This is a genomic window from Micromonospora lupini str. Lupac 08 (assembly GCF_000297395.2).
GTDB lineage: Bacteria > Actinomycetota > Actinomycetes > Mycobacteriales > Micromonosporaceae > Micromonospora > Micromonospora lupini.
This window is the reverse complement of the sequence record NZ_HF570108.1, coordinates 2,400,845-2,417,520: the sequence shown is the minus strand read 5'-3', so window position 1 is coordinate 2,417,520 and position 16,676 is coordinate 2,400,845. Positions and strand designations below refer to the sequence as shown.

The following is a 16,676-nucleotide window of genomic DNA, read 5'->3' as shown; positions in this document are numbered from 1 at the left end:
GGTGGTCACGGGCGGCGGGGCTCCGGGACACCGGTGCCACGCCGGCGGTAGAGCGCCCGCGAGCGCTCGGCCAGATCCTTGGTGGCCGAGGAGTTGGCCCAGGTGCCGAGCACGATCGCCGCACCCGGCACGATCTTGGCGACGAGTCGTTTGGCCGCCCGCACGCCGGCCATCTGGGCCAGCCGGACGCCGAGCTGCAACATGACCCGGCCGAGCGGACGCTGGCCGCCCAGGCCGAAGAGCGCGTCGGCGCGTTCCCGACCGGCGGCCACCCCGAGCGCCAGCCGGGCGCTCTCGGCGACCTTGTGCACCCGCTGGAGCACGAGCAGGTCGGTGGCCCGGTCACTGTGCAGCGGGTCGACGTCGTACGCGGCAGCGATGTGCAGAACCATGCGCGCCTGGGTCCAGGCCAGCACGCCGACGTCGAGGACGGCGCCGGGCAGCCCGGCCGCTCCGGAGACCGCTCCGGACAGCCGGGCGAGGTTGACGAACTTGCGGGCCGCCTGGTCGGCCAGGACGTCCGACGAGACACCGGGGTGCTCGCTGCGGGCCCGGGCGGCCCACTGGGCGGCCTCCGGCCCGAGCCGGCGGACCGCCTCCAGGGCGAGGTGCTCCGGGGCGTACTGCGGATCGTCGCGCATCCGGTCCCAGAGTCGGGCCGGCGGGCCTTCGGGCGCGGCCGCCGGCGCGACCGGCAGGTCGGCCGACGGCTCGGGCGTGGGTGCGGCGGGTTGACCGCCGGCGGGCGGGGTGTCGGTCACCGGGTCTCCCCAGGGGGTGGGTACGGGTAGGACGGCCGGTGGCGCGGTCAGCGACGGCGGTTGGACAGCCGTGCCGCCAACCCCTTGAGCTTCTGCTGGTTGTCGGGCTTGGCCAGCTCGCGCCGACCCCGGTCCACCAACTGCTGGCCCTTCGGCGATCTCAGGAACGTGCTGATCCGCTGCATCAAAGACATAACGTCCTCCTGTCGGTGGTCCCTCAGTCATGTGTACCCCGAACCCGCAACGGATGTACCCGGGACGCGACAGGCTCAACCCTCACCGTCCACAGTGGTCGGTAGGTTACCGCCCGGCCGGCACGATGGCGTCGACGACCCTGGTGGCCCGCCACTCGTGCTGCTGGTAGTGCTCGGGGTACGCGGAGACCTGCACCGCCTGCGCGGCGTCGGTGAGCCGCATCTGCTGCCAGCCGGGCACCTGCTCGAGCGCGGTGAGGAACTGCCGGGTGGCGAACTCGGGGTCCATCAGCCGGCCGACCGGGCCCCAACCGCTGCTGGAGCGCTGCTGGAACAGCCCGACCGAGTCGTGGTCCCAGCCGACGCCCTGGTGCGGGTAGTCCTGCGACTCGGGCAGGACGCCGCTGGCGACGTTGTAGAGGTTGCTCTCCTGCATGGCGGTCGCCACCGCGATCACCAGGCCACGGCGCGGGACGCCCATCTTGCGTCCGGCGCGGACGATCGCCTCGGCGTTCTCCATCTGGTCGTCGTCCAGTCCGGCGACCGGCGCCGGGTCGGTCGGCCGCGCCGGGACGACCTTGCGGGCACGCGCGGTGGTGTCCGGGTCGGCGGAGGTCGCGGAGGCGGACGGCGTGGCGGAGGCAGTGGCGGCGCGGTCGAGAGAGCGGGACGCGCTCTGCTGTTCGGCGCGCTGCGCCAGCTCGGCGTTGCTGTCGACAGACGTCGCCGCGCCGGCGGTGTCGCCCTGGACCTGTACGACGGCGGCCAGACCGAGGCAGCACACCACGCCGGTGGCGAGGGCCACCTGGGCCCGGCGTCGACCGGTGAGGTCGCGGGCGTACGCCCGAAGCCGACTCGCGGCGGTTGTCCGTTCGGCTGAGGTGCCTTCCTCCGTTTCGGTAGTGGGGCTGCTCGGGGCGTACGGGTCGTCGAGGGTGCCGTCGTCACGCATCAGCCGAGGCTAGGCAGACGGAAACCCCGATCACGCACAGTGATCACGTGGCCCTCGCCACAGAATCGGGGTCCCCGGGTGGACGAGCGGGACGGCTCGACCCGCCCGGGGAACGGACCTCGCGTACCGGAGAAAACCGGCGCGGCACGTGGGCCGGCACGGACGGCGACACGGGCGGACATCGGGCCGCGCGGACCGACATGATCGACAAACTCGGCCTTTGGGCCGAACCGCCCATCGGCCGATCGGCGTAATCGGGTGGTTCGTCCGATCACGCCCAGCCAGCGGCCGACGGATCGCCCGACGCAGGAATGCGCCAGGATGGCGGGTACGTTGCCCGAATCGGGTGCCGTCCATCGCGTCGCCATCCGAGTAGGCACATTCCAGGGAGGTCCGCACCGGTGCTCGACCCACACGAGCTCTATCAGCTCACCGACGATCTGCCCGACCTCGGGCAACCGGTCCTGGTCCAGGCCCTGACCGGGTTCGTGGACGCCGGCAACGCCAGCCGGCTGGCCCGCGAGCAGTTGCTCACCTCGCTCGAGGGCCGGCCGATCGCCACCTTCGACGTGGACCAGCTCTTCGACTACCGCTCCCGGCGACCGGTCATGACCTTCGTCGAGGACCACTGGGAGAGCTTCGACGCCCCCGAGCTGGAGCTGCACCTCCTGCACGACGACGATGAGACTCCCTTCCTGCTGCTCACCGGCCCCGAGCCGGACCTGCAGTGGGAGCGGTTCACCGCCGCCGTCGCGGGGCTCGCCGCCCGCCTGGACGTACGGCTCACCGTCGGGCTCAACTCGATCCCGATGGCGGTGCCCCACACCCGACCGACAGGCGTGACCGCCCACGCCACCCGTCCGGAGCTGATCAGCGGGTACGAGCCGTGGCTGCAACGGGTCCAGGTGCCCGGCAGCGTCGGTCACCTGCTTGAGTTCCGCCTCGGCGAGCAGGGCCGCGACGCGCTCGGGTTCGCCGCGCACGTGCCGCACTACGTGGCGCAGACCGAGTACCCGGCCGCCGCCGAGGTCCTGCTGAGCGCGGTGTCCCGCAGCACGGGGCTGCTGCTGCCCGGCGACGGCCTGCGCTCGGCCGCCGAGGTGGTCCGGGTCGAGATCGACAGGCAGGTCGCCCAGACCGAGGACGCCGCCGCCCTGGTCCAGGCCCTGGAGGAGCAGTACGACGCGTTCGCCCGGGGTCGCGGCGAGCGGAACCTGCTCGCCCCCGACGCCGGTCCGCTGCCCACCGCCGACGAACTCGGCGCCGAGCTGGAACGGTTCCTGGCCGAACAGACCCGTCCCGGCGACACCCCGGGCAGCTGACCCGGCGACACGGGCGCGGATGCGGCAGGGTGGAGGCATGCGCCTGGCGACCTGGAACGTGAACTCGGTGAAGGCCCGGCTGCCCCGGCTGTTGGAGTGGCTGGCCGGCACCGGGCCCGACGTCGTCTGCCTGCAGGAGACGAAGTGCCCGGACGGCGCCTTCCCGGTGGCCGAGGTGGGCGAGCTGGGCTACACCGTGGCCAGCCACAGCGACGGCCGCTGGAACGGGGTGGCGATCCTGTCCCGGGTCGGCCTGGACGACGTGCGCGTCGGATTCGCGGGCGAGCCGGGCTTCCCCGCGCCGGAGGCCCGCGCGATCTCCGCCACCTGCGACGGGCTGCGGGTCTGGTCGGTGTACGTGCCCAACGGCCGGACGCCGGACGACCCGCACTACGCGTACAAGCTGGCCTGGTTCGCGGCGCTGCGCGACGTGCTGGAGGCGGAACTGGCCGGCGGTCTGCCCCTGGCCGTCTGCGGCGACTTCAACGTCGCCCCGACCGACGCCGACGTCTGGGACCCGGCGGTCTTCACCCACTCCACGCACGTCACCCCGGCCGAGCGGGCCGCCCTGGCCGCGCTGCGCGACCTCGGGCTCGCCGACGTGGTGCCAACCCCGATGAAGGGCCCGCACCCGTTCACCTACTGGGACTACCGGGCCGGGATGTTCCACCAGAACAAGGGCATGCGGATCGACCTGGTGTACGCCTCCGCGCCGTTCACCCGGGCGGTCCGCTCGGCGTACGTGGACCGGGAGGCCCGCAAGGGCAAGGGCCCCTCCGATCACGCCCCGATCGTCGTCGACGCGGACCTCGTCCCGGCGGTCGAGGCGTTCTGAGCCGGCCGTCGCTGGCTAGGGTGGGCAGATGGCAGTCGTGAAGATCAACGCAATCGACGTTCCGCCGGGCGCCGGTGCCGAGTTGGAGAAGCGGTTCGCGGCACGGGCCGGCGCGGTGGAGAACTCCCCCGGCTTCCTCGGCTTCGAACTGCTCCGGCCGGTGGCCGGCGAGACCCGCTACTTCGTCTACACCAGGTGGGAGAGCGAGGAGGCGTACCAGGCCTGGGCCTCCGGCCCGTCGCGCGAGGCCCACGCCGCCGCCCCGGGCGACAAGCCCCGCCCACCGGTCTCCAGCGGCGCCAGCCTCCTGGAGTTCGAGGTCGCGCTACAGGTTCCCCAGCCTTAGCGGGCCGCCAGTCCGCGCAGCGTCCGACCCACTCCGTCGCATTGGAAACCGGGGTGTCCGAGGCCGTGGGACACCCCGGTCGCAAGGATCTCGTGTCGATCAGGCGACCACGGCACTCCAGACACCTGAACCGAACCCCGGCGAGCGCCAGATCGCGCTGATAGCGTCGTTCTGTGCCGACGCGTAGCGGCTGTCCGGCCATTCAGCACCGGTGTCGTGCCCCGGCAAGAGATTGACACCGGCAATCCATCCAGTCGCGGGGGATCTCGACCGTGTTCGACGGGTTCGAGGAATTCGACATCACCACGTCCGGCGCGACGATCCACGGACGCCGGGGTGGCAGCGGACCGCCCGTTCTGCTCCTGCACGGCATTCCCGAGACGCACCTCATGTGGCACCGGGTGGCGCCCCGGCTCGCCGAGCACTTCACAGTCGTCGCCACCGACCTGCGCGGCTGGGGTGACAGCGGCACACCGCCGAGCACCGCCGACCATGAGCCGTACAGCATGCGCGCCATCGCCCGCGACCAGGTCGAGGTGATGCGCGGCCTGGGTCATGACCGGTTCCACCTGGTCGGCCACGATCGCGGCGCCCGCTGCGCGTACCGTCTCGCGCTCGACGCGCCGGACGTCGTCACCCGGCTGGCCGTCCTGGACGTCGTGCCCATCGGGGACGTCTACGACCGCGCCAACCAGGCGTTCAGCCTCTCCTACTGGGTCTGGTCCTTCCTGGCGGCGCCCGCGCCGGTGCCCGAGCGGTTCATCGCCGCGGCGCCCGAGGTGCTCGTCGACTTCATGCTGGAAACCTGGCCGACGGTGCAGGACGCGTTCCCGGCCGAGGTCCGGAAGGCGTACGTCAGGCAGTTCAGCGACCCGACCACCGTCCACGCGATCTGCGAGGAGTTCCGCGCGGCGGCGACGCTGGACTACCAGCAGGACGAGGCGGACCGCGGAAGCCGGAAGATCGCCTGCGCGCTGCTGTTCCTCTGGAGCCAGGAGGGTCAGGTCGCGAAGCTCTACGACGACCCGATCGCGATCTGGCGGCAGTGGGCCGACGACGTCCGTGGCGCGCCCGTCCCGGTCGGGCACTTCATCCCGGAAGAGGCCCCCGACGAGACCACCCGCCACCTCCTGGATTTTCTGCGCTGACGGCGGCCCTCGCCGTTGATCCACTCGGGTTCGGCGAAACCGGGGTGTCCGGGGCGGCCTGACACCGCGACTTCAAGGATCCCGAGTCGATCAAGCGCCAGCGACCGCCCCGAGCGGGCCGGCGGGCCGGCGGGCCCCGGTCAATCTCAGGGCTTGCGCGACGACTGGAGGGTGGCGAAGGCGATCACGTTGTCGGCATAGCCGGTGCGGCCGCCGATGAACTGGCCGCCGCAGGTGATCAGTCGCAGCCCGGCGGGGCCGTCGTGGCCATAGATCCGCTCGGCGGGCAGCCGGTCCTTCGGGAAGTGCTCGACGGTGTCGACCTTGAAGACCACCGTCGACCGGTCCGCCCGGGCCACCTCGATCAGGTCGCCGGGCTTGAGCTTGCCCAGGTCGTAGAAGACCGACGGGCCGCTCTTGGTGTCGACGTGCCCGACGATGACCGCCGGGCCGGGCTCGCCGGGCGTGGGCCCGCGGTCGTACCAGCCGGTCTCGTTGTGCCGTTCCAGCGGCGGTACGGCGATCGAGCCGTCGCGTGCCTGCCCGACGGGCGCCACCGGCGCCTCCACCTTGATCGCCGGGACGGTGAGCCGTACCGGGCGACTGGCCGACAACCCGACGGTCTCGCTGCGGGCCGGGCGGTCACCGCCGGCAGGCGCCCAGTCGAACGGGCCGACCGAGCGGCCCAACCCCGCGCCGGTGGCGAAGACCCCCAGCAGCACCAGCACCACGGCCAGCGGCACCGACCAGGGGCTACGCCCCGACGGACGGCTGCGCCGGGGAGCGACGGCGGTCGGCGCACGGGCGGCCACCGCTGGCCGGGCGACCCCCGATGGCCGGTCGGCAGTGGCACGTGAATCGCGGACCGGCCGCGAGTCGGCGGCCTGCCGGGACCCAGCGGCCTGCCGGGAGTTGTCGGGCCGGCGCGAATCCCCGGACGGCCATGCATCGTCGGGGCCCCGCGAGCCGGCGGACGGCCGCGCATCGTCGGGCGGACGGGAGCCGGCGGTCGGCTCCGCGTCGTCCGGCGACCACTGACCATGAGGCGGGCGGGAGCCCCTGGGCGGGCGGGAGCCGGCGGGCGGTGGCGTGGGGCGGAAGATCTCCATGGCGGGCTCAGCGGCGCGTGACGCCATGGACGGTACGTGGCCGACGCAGCGCCACCACGGCGAGGATCAGCCCGGTGATGGTCAGCGCCGCGCCGCCGGGCAGCAGCAGCTTGCCGGTCATCCCCCCGGCCCCGCCACCGAACCCGGTGGCCGGGCCTCGACTGGGCTGGGACGGCACCTTCTTGACCACCTGGAGCATTGTCGACGCGGTCTCGCCGTCGCGGCACTCCAACTTGACCCGGTAGTTGCCGGGGCGGGTGCGCTCGCGCACCATCGGCGCGGCGGTGAGCACGCCGCGCTGCGGTTGCACGCCGACGGCGCCGAACGCGTCGGAGACGACTGTGGCGCCCACCGAGTTGTCCCGACAGCTGGCCCGGATGCCGACCAGGTAGCCGGGCTGCACGGTGCTGGGGCTCACCTCGACGAAGACGTCCACCGCCGGAGCGGGCTGGGGTTGGCTGCCGCCGGGCTGACTCTCGGGCTGCCCCCCGGGCGCCGGCGCGGCGAACACGAGCGGGCCGGCGACGGGCGCGGGCCCGGCGAACACGAGCGGGCCGGCGACGGGCGCGGGCCCGGCGAACACGAGCGGGCCGGCGACGGGCGCCGGCGCGACGAGCACGAGCGGGCGGGCGACGGGCGCGGGCGCGGCGTGTGCGGGGGAGGCTGCCAGCAGGGGACCGGCGAGCACGGTCACCACCGACAGGGTCACGCCGCCGCGGGTCACTGCCACGATGCCCCCTCTCGACGCCGTCGGACCGCGCCGGGCAGCGGACCGCCCGGCCTGCCGTACCAGATCGATCCTCTCATTCCCGGTCGCACATCACATCCGATCCGCCGACGACGTCGCGTACGCTCGGGTCGCTGTGACCATCACCGACCCTGACCCCGCCGCCGTCCCGCCCGCGGGCCGGCCGATCCGCACCTTCCACCCCCGCCGGGGCCGGATGAGCGGTCGCCAGACCGATGCGCTGGAGCGGCTCTGGTCGTCCTACGGCCTCGACGTGTCGGGCGAGCCGGTCGACCTGGCCGCCCTGTTCGGCCGCCGGGCCCCGGTGGTGCTGGAGATCGGCTCGGGCATGGGCGACAGCACCGCCGTGATGGCCGCCGCCGACCCGGATCGAGATTATCTGGCGGTCGAGGTGCACACGCCGGGAATCGCGAACCTGCTCGACCTGGCGGACCGCGGTGGCCTCGGCAACGTGCGGGTGGCCCAGGGCGACGCGTTGGAGCTGGTCAGCGGCCTGCCGGAGGGCGTCCTGGACGCCGTACACATCTTCTTTCCCGACCCCTGGCCGAAGTCCCGCCACCACAAGCGGCGGATCATCCAGCCGGCGCACGTGGCGCTGCTGCGCTCCCGGCTGGTCCCCGGCGGGACGCTGCACTGCGCGACCGACTGGGCCGAGTACGCCGAGGCGATGCGGGAGACCCTGGACGCGGACCCGGGGCTGGTCGACGCGTACGGCGGTATCGCGCCGCGTCCGGCGCACCGCCCGGTGACGAAGTTCGAGCGGCGGGCGATCACCGCCGGCCGGCCGGTCGCCGACCTGATCTACCGCCGACGGTGACGAGCCGGCCCGGACGGGTGCCCGGCGGAGGCCGGGTTGGCGCGCGGGGGCATGATCCAGGCACCATGGACGGGATATGACGCTCACCGCCGCGCTGCCGACAAGCGCCGACCCCGACACCCTCTTCGACGCGTTCGCCGGTTGGGCGAAGGAGCGCGGCCTCGACCTCTATCCCCATCAGGAGGAGGCGGTCATCGAGATCGTCTCCGGCGCCAACCTGATCATGAACACGCCCACCGGCTCCGGCAAGAGCCTGGTGGCGATCGCTGCGCACTTCGCCGCCCTCGCGGACAGCCGGACGACCTTCTACACCGCGCCGATCAAGGCCCTGGTGTCGGAGAAGTTCTTCGCGCTCTGCGAGGTCTTCGGCGCCGAGAACGTCGGCATGCTCACCGGCGACGCCAGCGTCAACGCCGACGCCCCGATCATCTGCTGCACGGCGGAGATCCTGGCCAACCTGGCGCTGCGCGAGGGCACGAAGGCCGACGTCGGCCAGGTGATCATGGACGAGTTCCACTTCTACGCCGAGCCCGACCGGGGCTGGGCCTGGCAGGTGCCGATCATCGAGCTGCCGCAGGCCCAGTTCATCCTGATGTCCGCCACCCTGGGGGACACCACCCGGTTCGTCGACGACCTGACCCGACGCACCGGACGGCCCACCGCCGTCGTGCGCACGGCGGAGCGGCCGGTCCCGCTCATCTTCTCGTACGCCATGACGCCGCTGCACGAGACCCTGGAAGAGCTGCTGGAGACCAAGCAGGCCCCGGTGTACGTCGTGCACTTCACCCAGGCCGCCGCGCTGGAACGCGCCCAGGCGCTGATGAGCGTCAACGTCTGCACCCGGGCCGAGAAGGACATGATCGCCCAGGCGATCGGCGGCTTCCGATTCACCTCCGGCTTCGGCAAGACGCTGTCCCGGCTGGTCCGCCACGGCATCGGCGTGCACCACGCCGGCATGCTGCCCAAGTACCGCCGCCTGGTGGAGACCCTCGCCCAGGCTGGCCTGCTCAAGGTCATCTGCGGCACCGACACCCTCGGCGTCGGCATCAACGTGCCGATCCGGACGGTGCTGTTCACCGGCCTGTCCAAGTACGACGGGGTCCGTACCCGGCTGCTCAAGAACCGGGAGTTCCACCAGATCGCCGGGCGGGCCGGTCGGGCCGGCTACGACACCATCGGCCGGGTCGTGGTGCAGGCACCCGAGCACGTCATCGACAACGAGAAGGCCCTCGCCAAGGCCGGCGACGACCCGAAGAAGCGGCGCAAGGTGGTCCGCAAGAAGCCGCCGGAGGGCTCGATCGGCTGGGGCCAGCCCACCTTCGACCGACTCGTCGACGCCGAGCCGGAGCCGCTGACCTCCAGCTTCCAGGTCAGCCACTCGATGCTGCTCAACGTCATCGGCCGGCCCGGGGACGCGTTCACCGCGATGCGGCACCTGCTCACCGACAACCACGAGGAGCCGGCCGCCCAGCGCCGGCACATCCGCCGGGCCATCGCCATCTACCGGGCGCTGCGGGCCGGCGGGGTCGTCGAGGAGCTGCCCGAGCCGGACGAGACGGGCCGGCGGATCCGGCTCACCGTCGACCTCCAGCTCGACTTCGCGCTCAACCAGCCACTCTCCCCCCTCGCCCTGGCCACCATCGAACTGCTCGACGCCGAGTCCCCGTCGTACGCCCTCGACGTGCTGAGCGTGATCGAGTCGATCCTCGACGACCCCCGGCAGATCCTGTCCGCGCAGCAGTTCAAGGCCCGCGGCGAGGCGGTCGCCGCGATGAAGGCAGAGGGCATCGAGTACGAGGCCCGCCTCGAGCTGCTCGACGAGGTGACCCACCCGAAGCCCCTCGCGGAGCTGCTGGAGGCCGCGTACGAGATGTACCGGCAGGGCCACCCGTGGGTCGCCGACCACCAGCTCTCCCCCAAGGCCGTCGTCCGCGACATGTACGAGCGGGCCATGACCTTCACCGAGTACGTGCAGTTCTACGGGCTGACCCGCTCGGAGGGCCTGGTCCTGCGCTATCTGGCCGACGCGTACAAGACGCTGCGCCAGACCGTGCCCGAGGACGCCAAGACCGAGGAGCTGATCGACCTCATCGAGTGGCTCGGCGAGCTGGTCCGCCAGGTCGACTCCAGCCTCATCGACGAGTGGGAGCGGCTGCGCAACCCGTCCGACGTGGCCGAGGTGGCCCAGGCGCACGCCGCGCTGACCGACCGACCGCCGGCGGTGACCCGCAACGCGCGGGCGTTCCGGGTGCTGGTGCGCAACGCGCTGTTCCGCCGCGTCGAGCTGGCCGCGCTGCGCCGCTGGGACCTGCTCGCCGAGTTGGACGCCGAGGACGGCTGGGACTACGACGCGTGGGCCGACGCCCTCGCGCCGTACTTCGAGGCGTACGACTCGATCGGGGTTGGTCCCGACGCCCGCGGCCCGGCGCTGCTGATGATCGAGCAGGGCCGGGAGCGGTGGACGGTCCGGCAGATCTTCGACGACCCGGACGGCGACCACGACTGGGGCATCAGCGCCGAGATCGACCTCGTCGCCTCGGACGAGGTCGGGGCGGCGGTCGTCCGGATCACGGACGTCGGCCAGCTCTGACAGTCCTCCCGACAAAGGGGGTCGTCCGCACTGCGGACGGCCCCCTTTGTCGCCTTTTCCGCACCCCCGTTTTCGCTGGGCGATGTCAGAGGTGTCGATTAGAATGTATGTACTAATCGAGTTCCTGACCTGCAGGATTACGACTAGGGAGGACGCCCGTGACCGCTCCCGCCTCCACGCCTCTCACCCCCTACGCAACGCTGCTCGGTTTCACCCGCTACGTCGACCGCACCGGCCCCACCAAGGCGACCTTCGTGGGTGGCCTGCGCAAGCAGCGGGCCAGCCGCTCCGGCTTCAACCCGCACGGCCAGTTCGTCAAGGCACTCAAGGCCGACATCGCCTTCCACACCGGCGGCACCCACCTGACCGGGGTGGTCGACATCGTCAAGCCGCGCTGGCGTCCGCTCTACCAGGCGCTGGTGCCCGGCGCCACGGCCTGGCTGCACTCCCTCGGCGACCCGGCCGCCGTCGACCTCGCCCAGACCCGCGACGCCCTGGCCATGCTGGGCGACCTACCCGTCAAGATCAACCCTCACTTCGGGGTACGCCACGCCGACGGCCACGCCGACGCGGTCCGCCTGCACTTCGACGAGGCCCCACCGAGCGAGGAGTCGGTGCTCGCCACCCTGCACCTGATGGCCCGACACATGGACGCGGTGCTCCCGCACGCCGAACCCGTCCTGGTCGACGTCCGACGTGGCCAGGCCCACCGCATGCCCACCGACGCCAAGCCCGAGCACATCGAACGCTGGCTCTCCGGCGAGGCCGCCGCCTTCCGCGCGATCTGGTCCACCGCCGCCTGATCGCCGCCTCCCGTCCGGGTCCAGCCAGCGACCCGGACGGGCGGCTCGCCACAGCCCATCGCCGTCTCTGCCCCCGCCCTCCACGGCGGGGGCAGAGACGGGCGCTTCGGCCATCCACGAAGTCACGCCCGCCCGCCGTGACGGTCGATTCCGGGCCGGGCGTCAGAGCGGGTCGCCAGAGCCGGCCGGTGGTCAGAGCCGGTCGCCAGAGCCCGTCGGGCGTCAGAGCCGGTCGTCGTGCGGCGTGATCTCGTCCGCGTCGACGACGATCGACCGGCCGTCGTCGAAGGTGAGCAGCACGCGCTCGTCCGGCATGGCCTGCGCCGTGCCGATCTGCCCGTCCCTCGTGCGGAACAACGACCGTCGCAGGTCAGACGAAGTCGGCTGATGGTCCTCGAAAACCGCGGGAGCCGCGCTTGTCGCCGCCGCGGCGCCGGTCACCGCGAAGCCGCTGATCCGCATGATGCTCCGCCCCGCGAACGACACGTACAGCGCCGGGTCCGCAGGGTTCGAGACGCAGTCGAAGTAGCAGTTGGCGGGCCGGCCACGGACGGCACCCGTGTCGAGCAGACGAGTCCAGACCACGCCGTCGGTGGTCATGAACGCACCGGCGAGACCGACGGCGAAGCGACGCCCCGGGTTGACGGGATCGAACTGCATGTCGCTGAGGATGGAGCCGTAGTGGTCGCCCTGACCGTCGGCATCCTCGTCACGGTCGGCGCCGATGCGGCCGCCACAGGTGAGCATCTGTTCCAGGCTGGCGTCGACACGCCACGTGACGCCACCGTCGTCGGAGCGGATGACGTGCTCGCGGTCCAACACGTACAGCAGGCTGGGCCGGTACGGGTCGACGAAGAACCGGCGAGCCTGCCCCGCTCCCCCACCAGGCACCAACTGCTGCCACGCGGGCATCCCGTCGGTCCACTTCCAGAGCCGACGCGCGTCATCTCCGCCGACGACGAACACGGTGCCGCTGTGCCCCCCGGACGCCTGGACGATGCCGACGTTCGGGTCGGGCAGGAACGGCCCCTGTTGTTCGAACGGCCCACCCTCGCCCGCGCCGAAGTTGGGAATGACGAACAGTGGCCGCGGCGGGAAGGTGCCGTCGCCCCGGTTGACGGCGATGAGGACGCCCGCGTCGCCGAAACCGACGATGTCGGCGTGACCGGCGCTTGTCACGTCGGCAAGAAATCGCGGGTGCTGCTCGACCCGCCAGTCGGAGTCGTAGCCAAAGTCGGGGACGGCGGGAACGGGGGTGAAGGCGAACGTGCCGTCGCCGTTGCCGAGGGCGGTGTAGACGCCGGCGTTGCCGAAGGCGACGATGTCCGCGCCACCGCCGTCGGTCAGGTTCGCCAGCGTCCGGACGTGCTTCTCGACCCGCCAGCCAGAGTCGTAACCCAGATCCGCCAACACGAAGCGCGGCCCCGCGAACGTGCCATCACCGTTGTTCAACGCGACCCACACACCGTCGTCGCCGAACGCCACGATGTCGGCGCAACCATCACCGGTCAGATCCGCCAACACCCGAACATGCTTCTCCACCCGCCAACCACCAGCGTCATACCCGAAATCAGGAATCGCCGGCACCGGAGTGAACGCGAACGTGCCATCGCCCTGGCTGAGAGCCACGTACACGCCGTCATCGCCGAACGCCACGATGTCGGCACAACCATCACCGGTCAGATCCGCCAACACCCGAACATGCTTCTCCACCCGCCAACCAGACTCATAACCCAGATCCGCCAACACGAACTGCACCGCCCCGAACGTGCCGTCACCGTTGTTCAGCGCGACGGAGACGCCGGCGTCACCGAAACCGACGATGTCGGCGCAGCCGTCACCGGTCAGGTCCACCGCGAACCGGAGGTGCTTCTCGACCCGCCAGCTGCCCGCATCGTGCCCGAAGTCGGTGACCACGGGCACCGGCGTGAAGCTGAAGGTGCCGTCGGAGTTGCTCAGCGCCACATAGACGCCCGCGTTGCCGAAGGCGACGATGTCGGCGCCACCGGAGTTGGTCAGATCGGCGAGCAGCCGTGGGTGCTTCTCGACCCGCCAGCCGGACTCGTAACCCAGGTCCGCCAGGACCAGCCGCGGGTCGGCGAACGAGCCGCGGGACGTGCTCAACGCCGTCCACACGCCCGCGTCGCCGAAGCCGACGACGTCCGCGTGACCTTCTCCCGTGACGTCCGCGAGCAGGCGGAGGTGCCTGTCCACCCGCCAGCCGCCGGGGGTGTCCCAGTCCGTGCGCTTGGTGACGTCGCGCAGGTTGCGGGCGCGCAGCAGCACGGCCAGGTTGTTGGGGAACGTCCCCAGGTCCCGGGACGAGAAGTTGCCGAAGAAGCGGATGAAGACCTGGTCGTCGGGCTGCGGGGCGTCGCCCGGCAGGTCGTGCACGAGGGGGCGGTAGCCGCGGATGACGAACCCGCTCGTCGCGTTCCAGATCGTCGAACCGGGGCGCAGGGACGGCCCCGGAATCATCTGCCGTCGCGTGCTGCTGGTGACGTCCGGCAGCTCGCCGGGTGGGGCACCGTAGACGGCGAGCGTCTGGCCCGTTCCCCCGGTGGCGAACCGACCCTGGGCATCCCAGCGCGGCGTGAAGACCAACATCGAGGACGGCCGCAGCGGATCGGCGAAGGAGCAGTCGTTGTCGCCGCCGCCGTAGTCCTGCGGCCGCCACGTCCGCCCGCCGTCGGCTGAGGCGAAGCCGTCGTTGTCGCCGGTGTTGAGCGAGATGACCGGGCCACGACCCGGGATCGCCACGCCGGCGATGTTCACGACGGAGAGGGTGCTGATGCTGCCCGCGGCGTGGAAGTTCCGACCGCCGTCGGTGCTGCGGAAGATGCCTCCGTCGCTGGCCATCCAGACGGTGCCGGAGGTCGACGCGTACGACCCGTCCTGGACCGTTGCCGCGAAGTCGGGCGACAGGAAGATCCCGTGCAGGTCGACATGGGCGTGTTGACCGTCGTCGAGTTCGTGCCAGTCCGCCGCGGACGCGGGATCGAGCGGGGCCGCGAAGACCTTCGCGCGTTGCGGGCCGTAGAACAGCACCTCGCCGTGACCCGGTTGGGTGGCGGCGACGAAGACGTTACCGCTGAACTGTTTCTGATTCCGCAGGTCAGGCAGCGGCACCGGGGTCCACCGCGACGCGTTGGTCTGGCCGAACTGCGTGTAGTCGCCGCGCCACAGCTCGGGCGGGACCAGGTTGGCGTCGGCAGTCGCGAAGACCTCCAGAGGCGAGCGGGGTGAGACCACCATGACCCGCTCGTTCGGCGCGTTCGCGAGCCCCGTCGCGCCGCCGATGGTGGCCGGGACCGGCCCGAGGTCGGGGACCCAGGTCAGGCCGGCGTCGACGGAGACGAAGACCTTCCGGCTGGCGAGCGCGTACACGATCGCGGGTTGGAGAGCGCCCGGAGGCGTGGCGGCGACCGCGACGTGGTTGACCGGTTGGAAACCGCCGCCCGGCACGGGCATGACGTCGGCGAAGGTGGCGCCGCCGTCGGTGCTGACCGCGAGGGAGCTGCCGCCGGCGGCGTAGACCAGGTTCGCGGTGCCCGGCGCCCAGACGAGCTGCCCGGCCCCGGGCAGCCGTGCCTGGCCGGTGGAGCGGGGGAAGCCGTGTACGCGCGTCCAGTTCGCCCCTCGGTCGCTCGAACGCCACACGCCGGCATCCTGTGACTCGCGGTCGCACTGGGCCAGGGCGAGCACGACCGCCCCGGCACCGAAGTTGGGCAGCACGAGCCGCGGTGGCTCGAAGGAGGTCCCGCTGGCGCGGCTGACGTAGACGCCGGCGTCGCCGAAGCCGACGATGTCGGCGTGGCCGTCGCCGGTCACGTCGACGAGGAACCGGGGATGCTTGTCCACCCGCCAGCCCGAGTCGTAGCCGAAGTCGCGCACCACGAGCTGCGACGGCTGGAAGGTGCCGTCCCCGTTGTTGCGGGCGAGGTGGACACCCGCATTGCCGAAGCCGACGATGTCCGCGTGACCGAGGGTGGTCACGTCGGCCACGAGGCGCGGGTGCCGGAGGGCCCGCCAGCCCCCGGCGTTGTTACCGAACTCGGCGAGGGCGGGTGTGGGCGTGAACGCGAACGTGCCGTCGCCCTGTCCGAGTGCGACGTAGACCCCGTCGTTGCCGAAGGCGACGATGTCCGCGCCACCGCCGTCGGTCAGGTTCGCCAGCGTCCGGACGTGCTTCTCGACCCGCCAGCCAGAGTCGTAACCCAGATCCGCCAACACGAAGCGCGGCCCCGCGAACGTGCCATCACCGTTGTTCAACGCGACCCACACACCGTCGTCGCCGAACGCCACGATGTCGGCGCAACCATCACCGGTCAGATCCGCCAACACCCGAACATGCTTCTCCACCCGCCAACCACCAGCGTCATACCCGAAATCAGGAATCGCCGGCACCGGAGTGAACGCGAACGTGCCATCGCCCTGGCTGAGAGCCACGTACACGCCGTCATCGCCGAACGCCACGATGTCGGCACAACCATCACCGGTCAGATCCGCCAACACCCGAACATGCTTCTCCACCCGCCAACCAGACTCATAACCCAGATCCGCCAACACGAACTGCACCGCCCCGAACGTGCCGTCACCGTTGTTGCGGGCGACCCAGACACCCGCGTCCCCGAAACCGACGATGTCGGCGCGGCCGTCACCGGTCAGGTCGGCCACGAAGCGCGGGTGCCTGTCCACCTGCCAACCGCCGGCCTGCGTCCCGAAGTCCGCAGACAGCAGCCGGGGCGCGGTGAACGTACCGTCCGATCTGGTCGTCGCGGTCCACAAGCCGGTGTCCCCGAAGCCGACGATGCCGGCGCCGGGGTCCGCGGAGATCTCGCCCAGCAGGCGCGGGTTGCGCTCGACGGCCCAGCGCGCCGAGTCCGGCGCGACGGCGATCGACGTCACGCAGTAGCCGCCCATCGCGCCCGGCACGCCGAACTGACCCGCACCCGGCTCTGGCCGCTCGACCTGTGACCACGACTCACCGCCGTCCTCCGAGACCCAGAGGTTGCTCGAGAATGAGCCGGCGAACACCAACTGACCATCAT

The 16,676-nt window shown here is 71.8% G+C and carries 13 protein-coding genes; 7 read left to right on the top strand and 6 right to left on the bottom strand.

Translation table 11 applies throughout. The annotated features are described in order from the left end of the window. Window positions 1–5 precede the first annotated feature (5 nt). From MILUP08_RS12180 to MILUP08_RS12175, 3 genes are all read right to left on the bottom strand, one after another. The gene (locus MILUP08_RS12180) at window positions 6–761 is read right to left on the bottom strand and encodes an EcsC family protein (protein WP_007457990.1); all 756 of its coding nucleotides are present in this window, start codon (window positions 759–761) and stop codon (window positions 6–8) included. Between the two features lie 47 nt (window positions 762–808). Beyond that, window positions 809–955: a hypothetical protein gene (locus MILUP08_RS35845; RefSeq protein ID WP_007457988.1), complete on the bottom strand. Its 147-nt coding sequence runs from the start codon at window positions 953–955 to the stop codon at window positions 809–811. A gap of 106 nt (window positions 956–1,061) precedes the next feature. Then, entirely contained in the window at window positions 1,062–1,907 is an 846-nt protein-coding gene (locus tag MILUP08_RS12175) for a hypothetical protein (protein WP_007457987.1), read from the bottom strand. A gap of 401 nt (window positions 1,908–2,308) precedes the next feature. Here MILUP08_RS12175 and MILUP08_RS12170 point away from each other — a divergent pair, with 401 nt between their 5' ends. From MILUP08_RS12170 to MILUP08_RS12155, 4 genes are all read left to right on the top strand, one after another. Next, entirely contained in the window at window positions 2,309–3,229 is a 921-nt protein-coding gene (locus MILUP08_RS12170; RefSeq protein WP_007457985.1) for a proteasome assembly chaperone family protein, read from the top strand. A gap of 37 nt (window positions 3,230–3,266) precedes the next feature. Further along, complete coding sequence (locus tag MILUP08_RS12165; protein ID WP_007457984.1) at window positions 3,267–4,064, top strand: exodeoxyribonuclease III; 798 nt, start codon at window positions 3,267–3,269, stop codon at window positions 4,062–4,064. 28 nt (window positions 4,065–4,092) lie between these two features. Beyond that, a complete protein-coding gene (locus tag MILUP08_RS12160; RefSeq protein WP_007457983.1) occupies window positions 4,093–4,410 on the top strand; it encodes an antibiotic biosynthesis monooxygenase family protein in 318 nt (105 codons plus the stop codon). 272 nt (window positions 4,411–4,682) lie between these two features. After that, window positions 4,683–5,558, top strand: coding sequence for an alpha/beta fold hydrolase (locus tag MILUP08_RS12155; RefSeq protein WP_007457982.1), 876 nt, complete (start codon window positions 4,683–4,685; stop codon window positions 5,556–5,558). A gap of 146 nt (window positions 5,559–5,704) precedes the next feature. Here MILUP08_RS12155 and MILUP08_RS12150 read toward each other — a convergent pair whose 3' ends face one another. Together MILUP08_RS12150 and MILUP08_RS12145 are read right to left on the bottom strand one after the other, a co-directional pair. Beyond that, window positions 5,705–6,370 (bottom strand): class F sortase, encoded by a 666-nt coding sequence (locus MILUP08_RS12150; protein ID WP_039905863.1) that lies wholly within the window; start codon window positions 6,368–6,370, stop codon window positions 5,705–5,707. A 304-nt stretch (window positions 6,371–6,674) separates the two neighbouring features. Next, the gene (locus MILUP08_RS12145; RefSeq protein ID WP_039905861.1) at window positions 6,675–7,400 is read right to left on the bottom strand and encodes a hypothetical protein; all 726 of its coding nucleotides are present in this window, start codon (window positions 7,398–7,400) and stop codon (window positions 6,675–6,677) included. A 130-nt stretch (window positions 7,401–7,530) separates the two neighbouring features. Here MILUP08_RS12145 and trmB point away from each other — a divergent pair, with 130 nt between their 5' ends. The 3 genes from trmB (at window position 7,531) to MILUP08_RS12130 (ending at window position 11,625) form a co-directional block, all read left to right on the top strand. Further along, window positions 7,531–8,232 (top strand): tRNA (guanosine(46)-N7)-methyltransferase TrmB, encoded by a 702-nt coding sequence (gene trmB, locus MILUP08_RS12140; RefSeq protein WP_039905859.1) that lies wholly within the window; start codon window positions 7,531–7,533, stop codon window positions 8,230–8,232. Between the two features lie 76 nt (window positions 8,233–8,308). Next, window positions 8,309–10,822 (top strand): DEAD/DEAH box helicase, encoded by a 2,514-nt coding sequence (locus MILUP08_RS12135; RefSeq protein ID WP_007457978.1) that lies wholly within the window; start codon window positions 8,309–8,311, stop codon window positions 10,820–10,822. Between the two features lie 158 nt (window positions 10,823–10,980). Continuing rightward, window positions 10,981–11,625, top strand: coding sequence for a hypothetical protein (locus MILUP08_RS12130; RefSeq protein WP_007457977.1), 645 nt, complete (start codon window positions 10,981–10,983; stop codon window positions 11,623–11,625). 222 nt (window positions 11,626–11,847) lie between these two features. Here MILUP08_RS12130 and MILUP08_RS12125 read toward each other — a convergent pair whose 3' ends face one another. Continuing rightward, a complete protein-coding gene (locus MILUP08_RS12125; RefSeq protein WP_202805210.1) occupies window positions 11,848–16,662 on the bottom strand; it encodes an FG-GAP-like repeat-containing protein in 4,815 nt (1,604 codons plus the stop codon). Window positions 16,663–16,676: the final 14 nt, after the last annotated feature.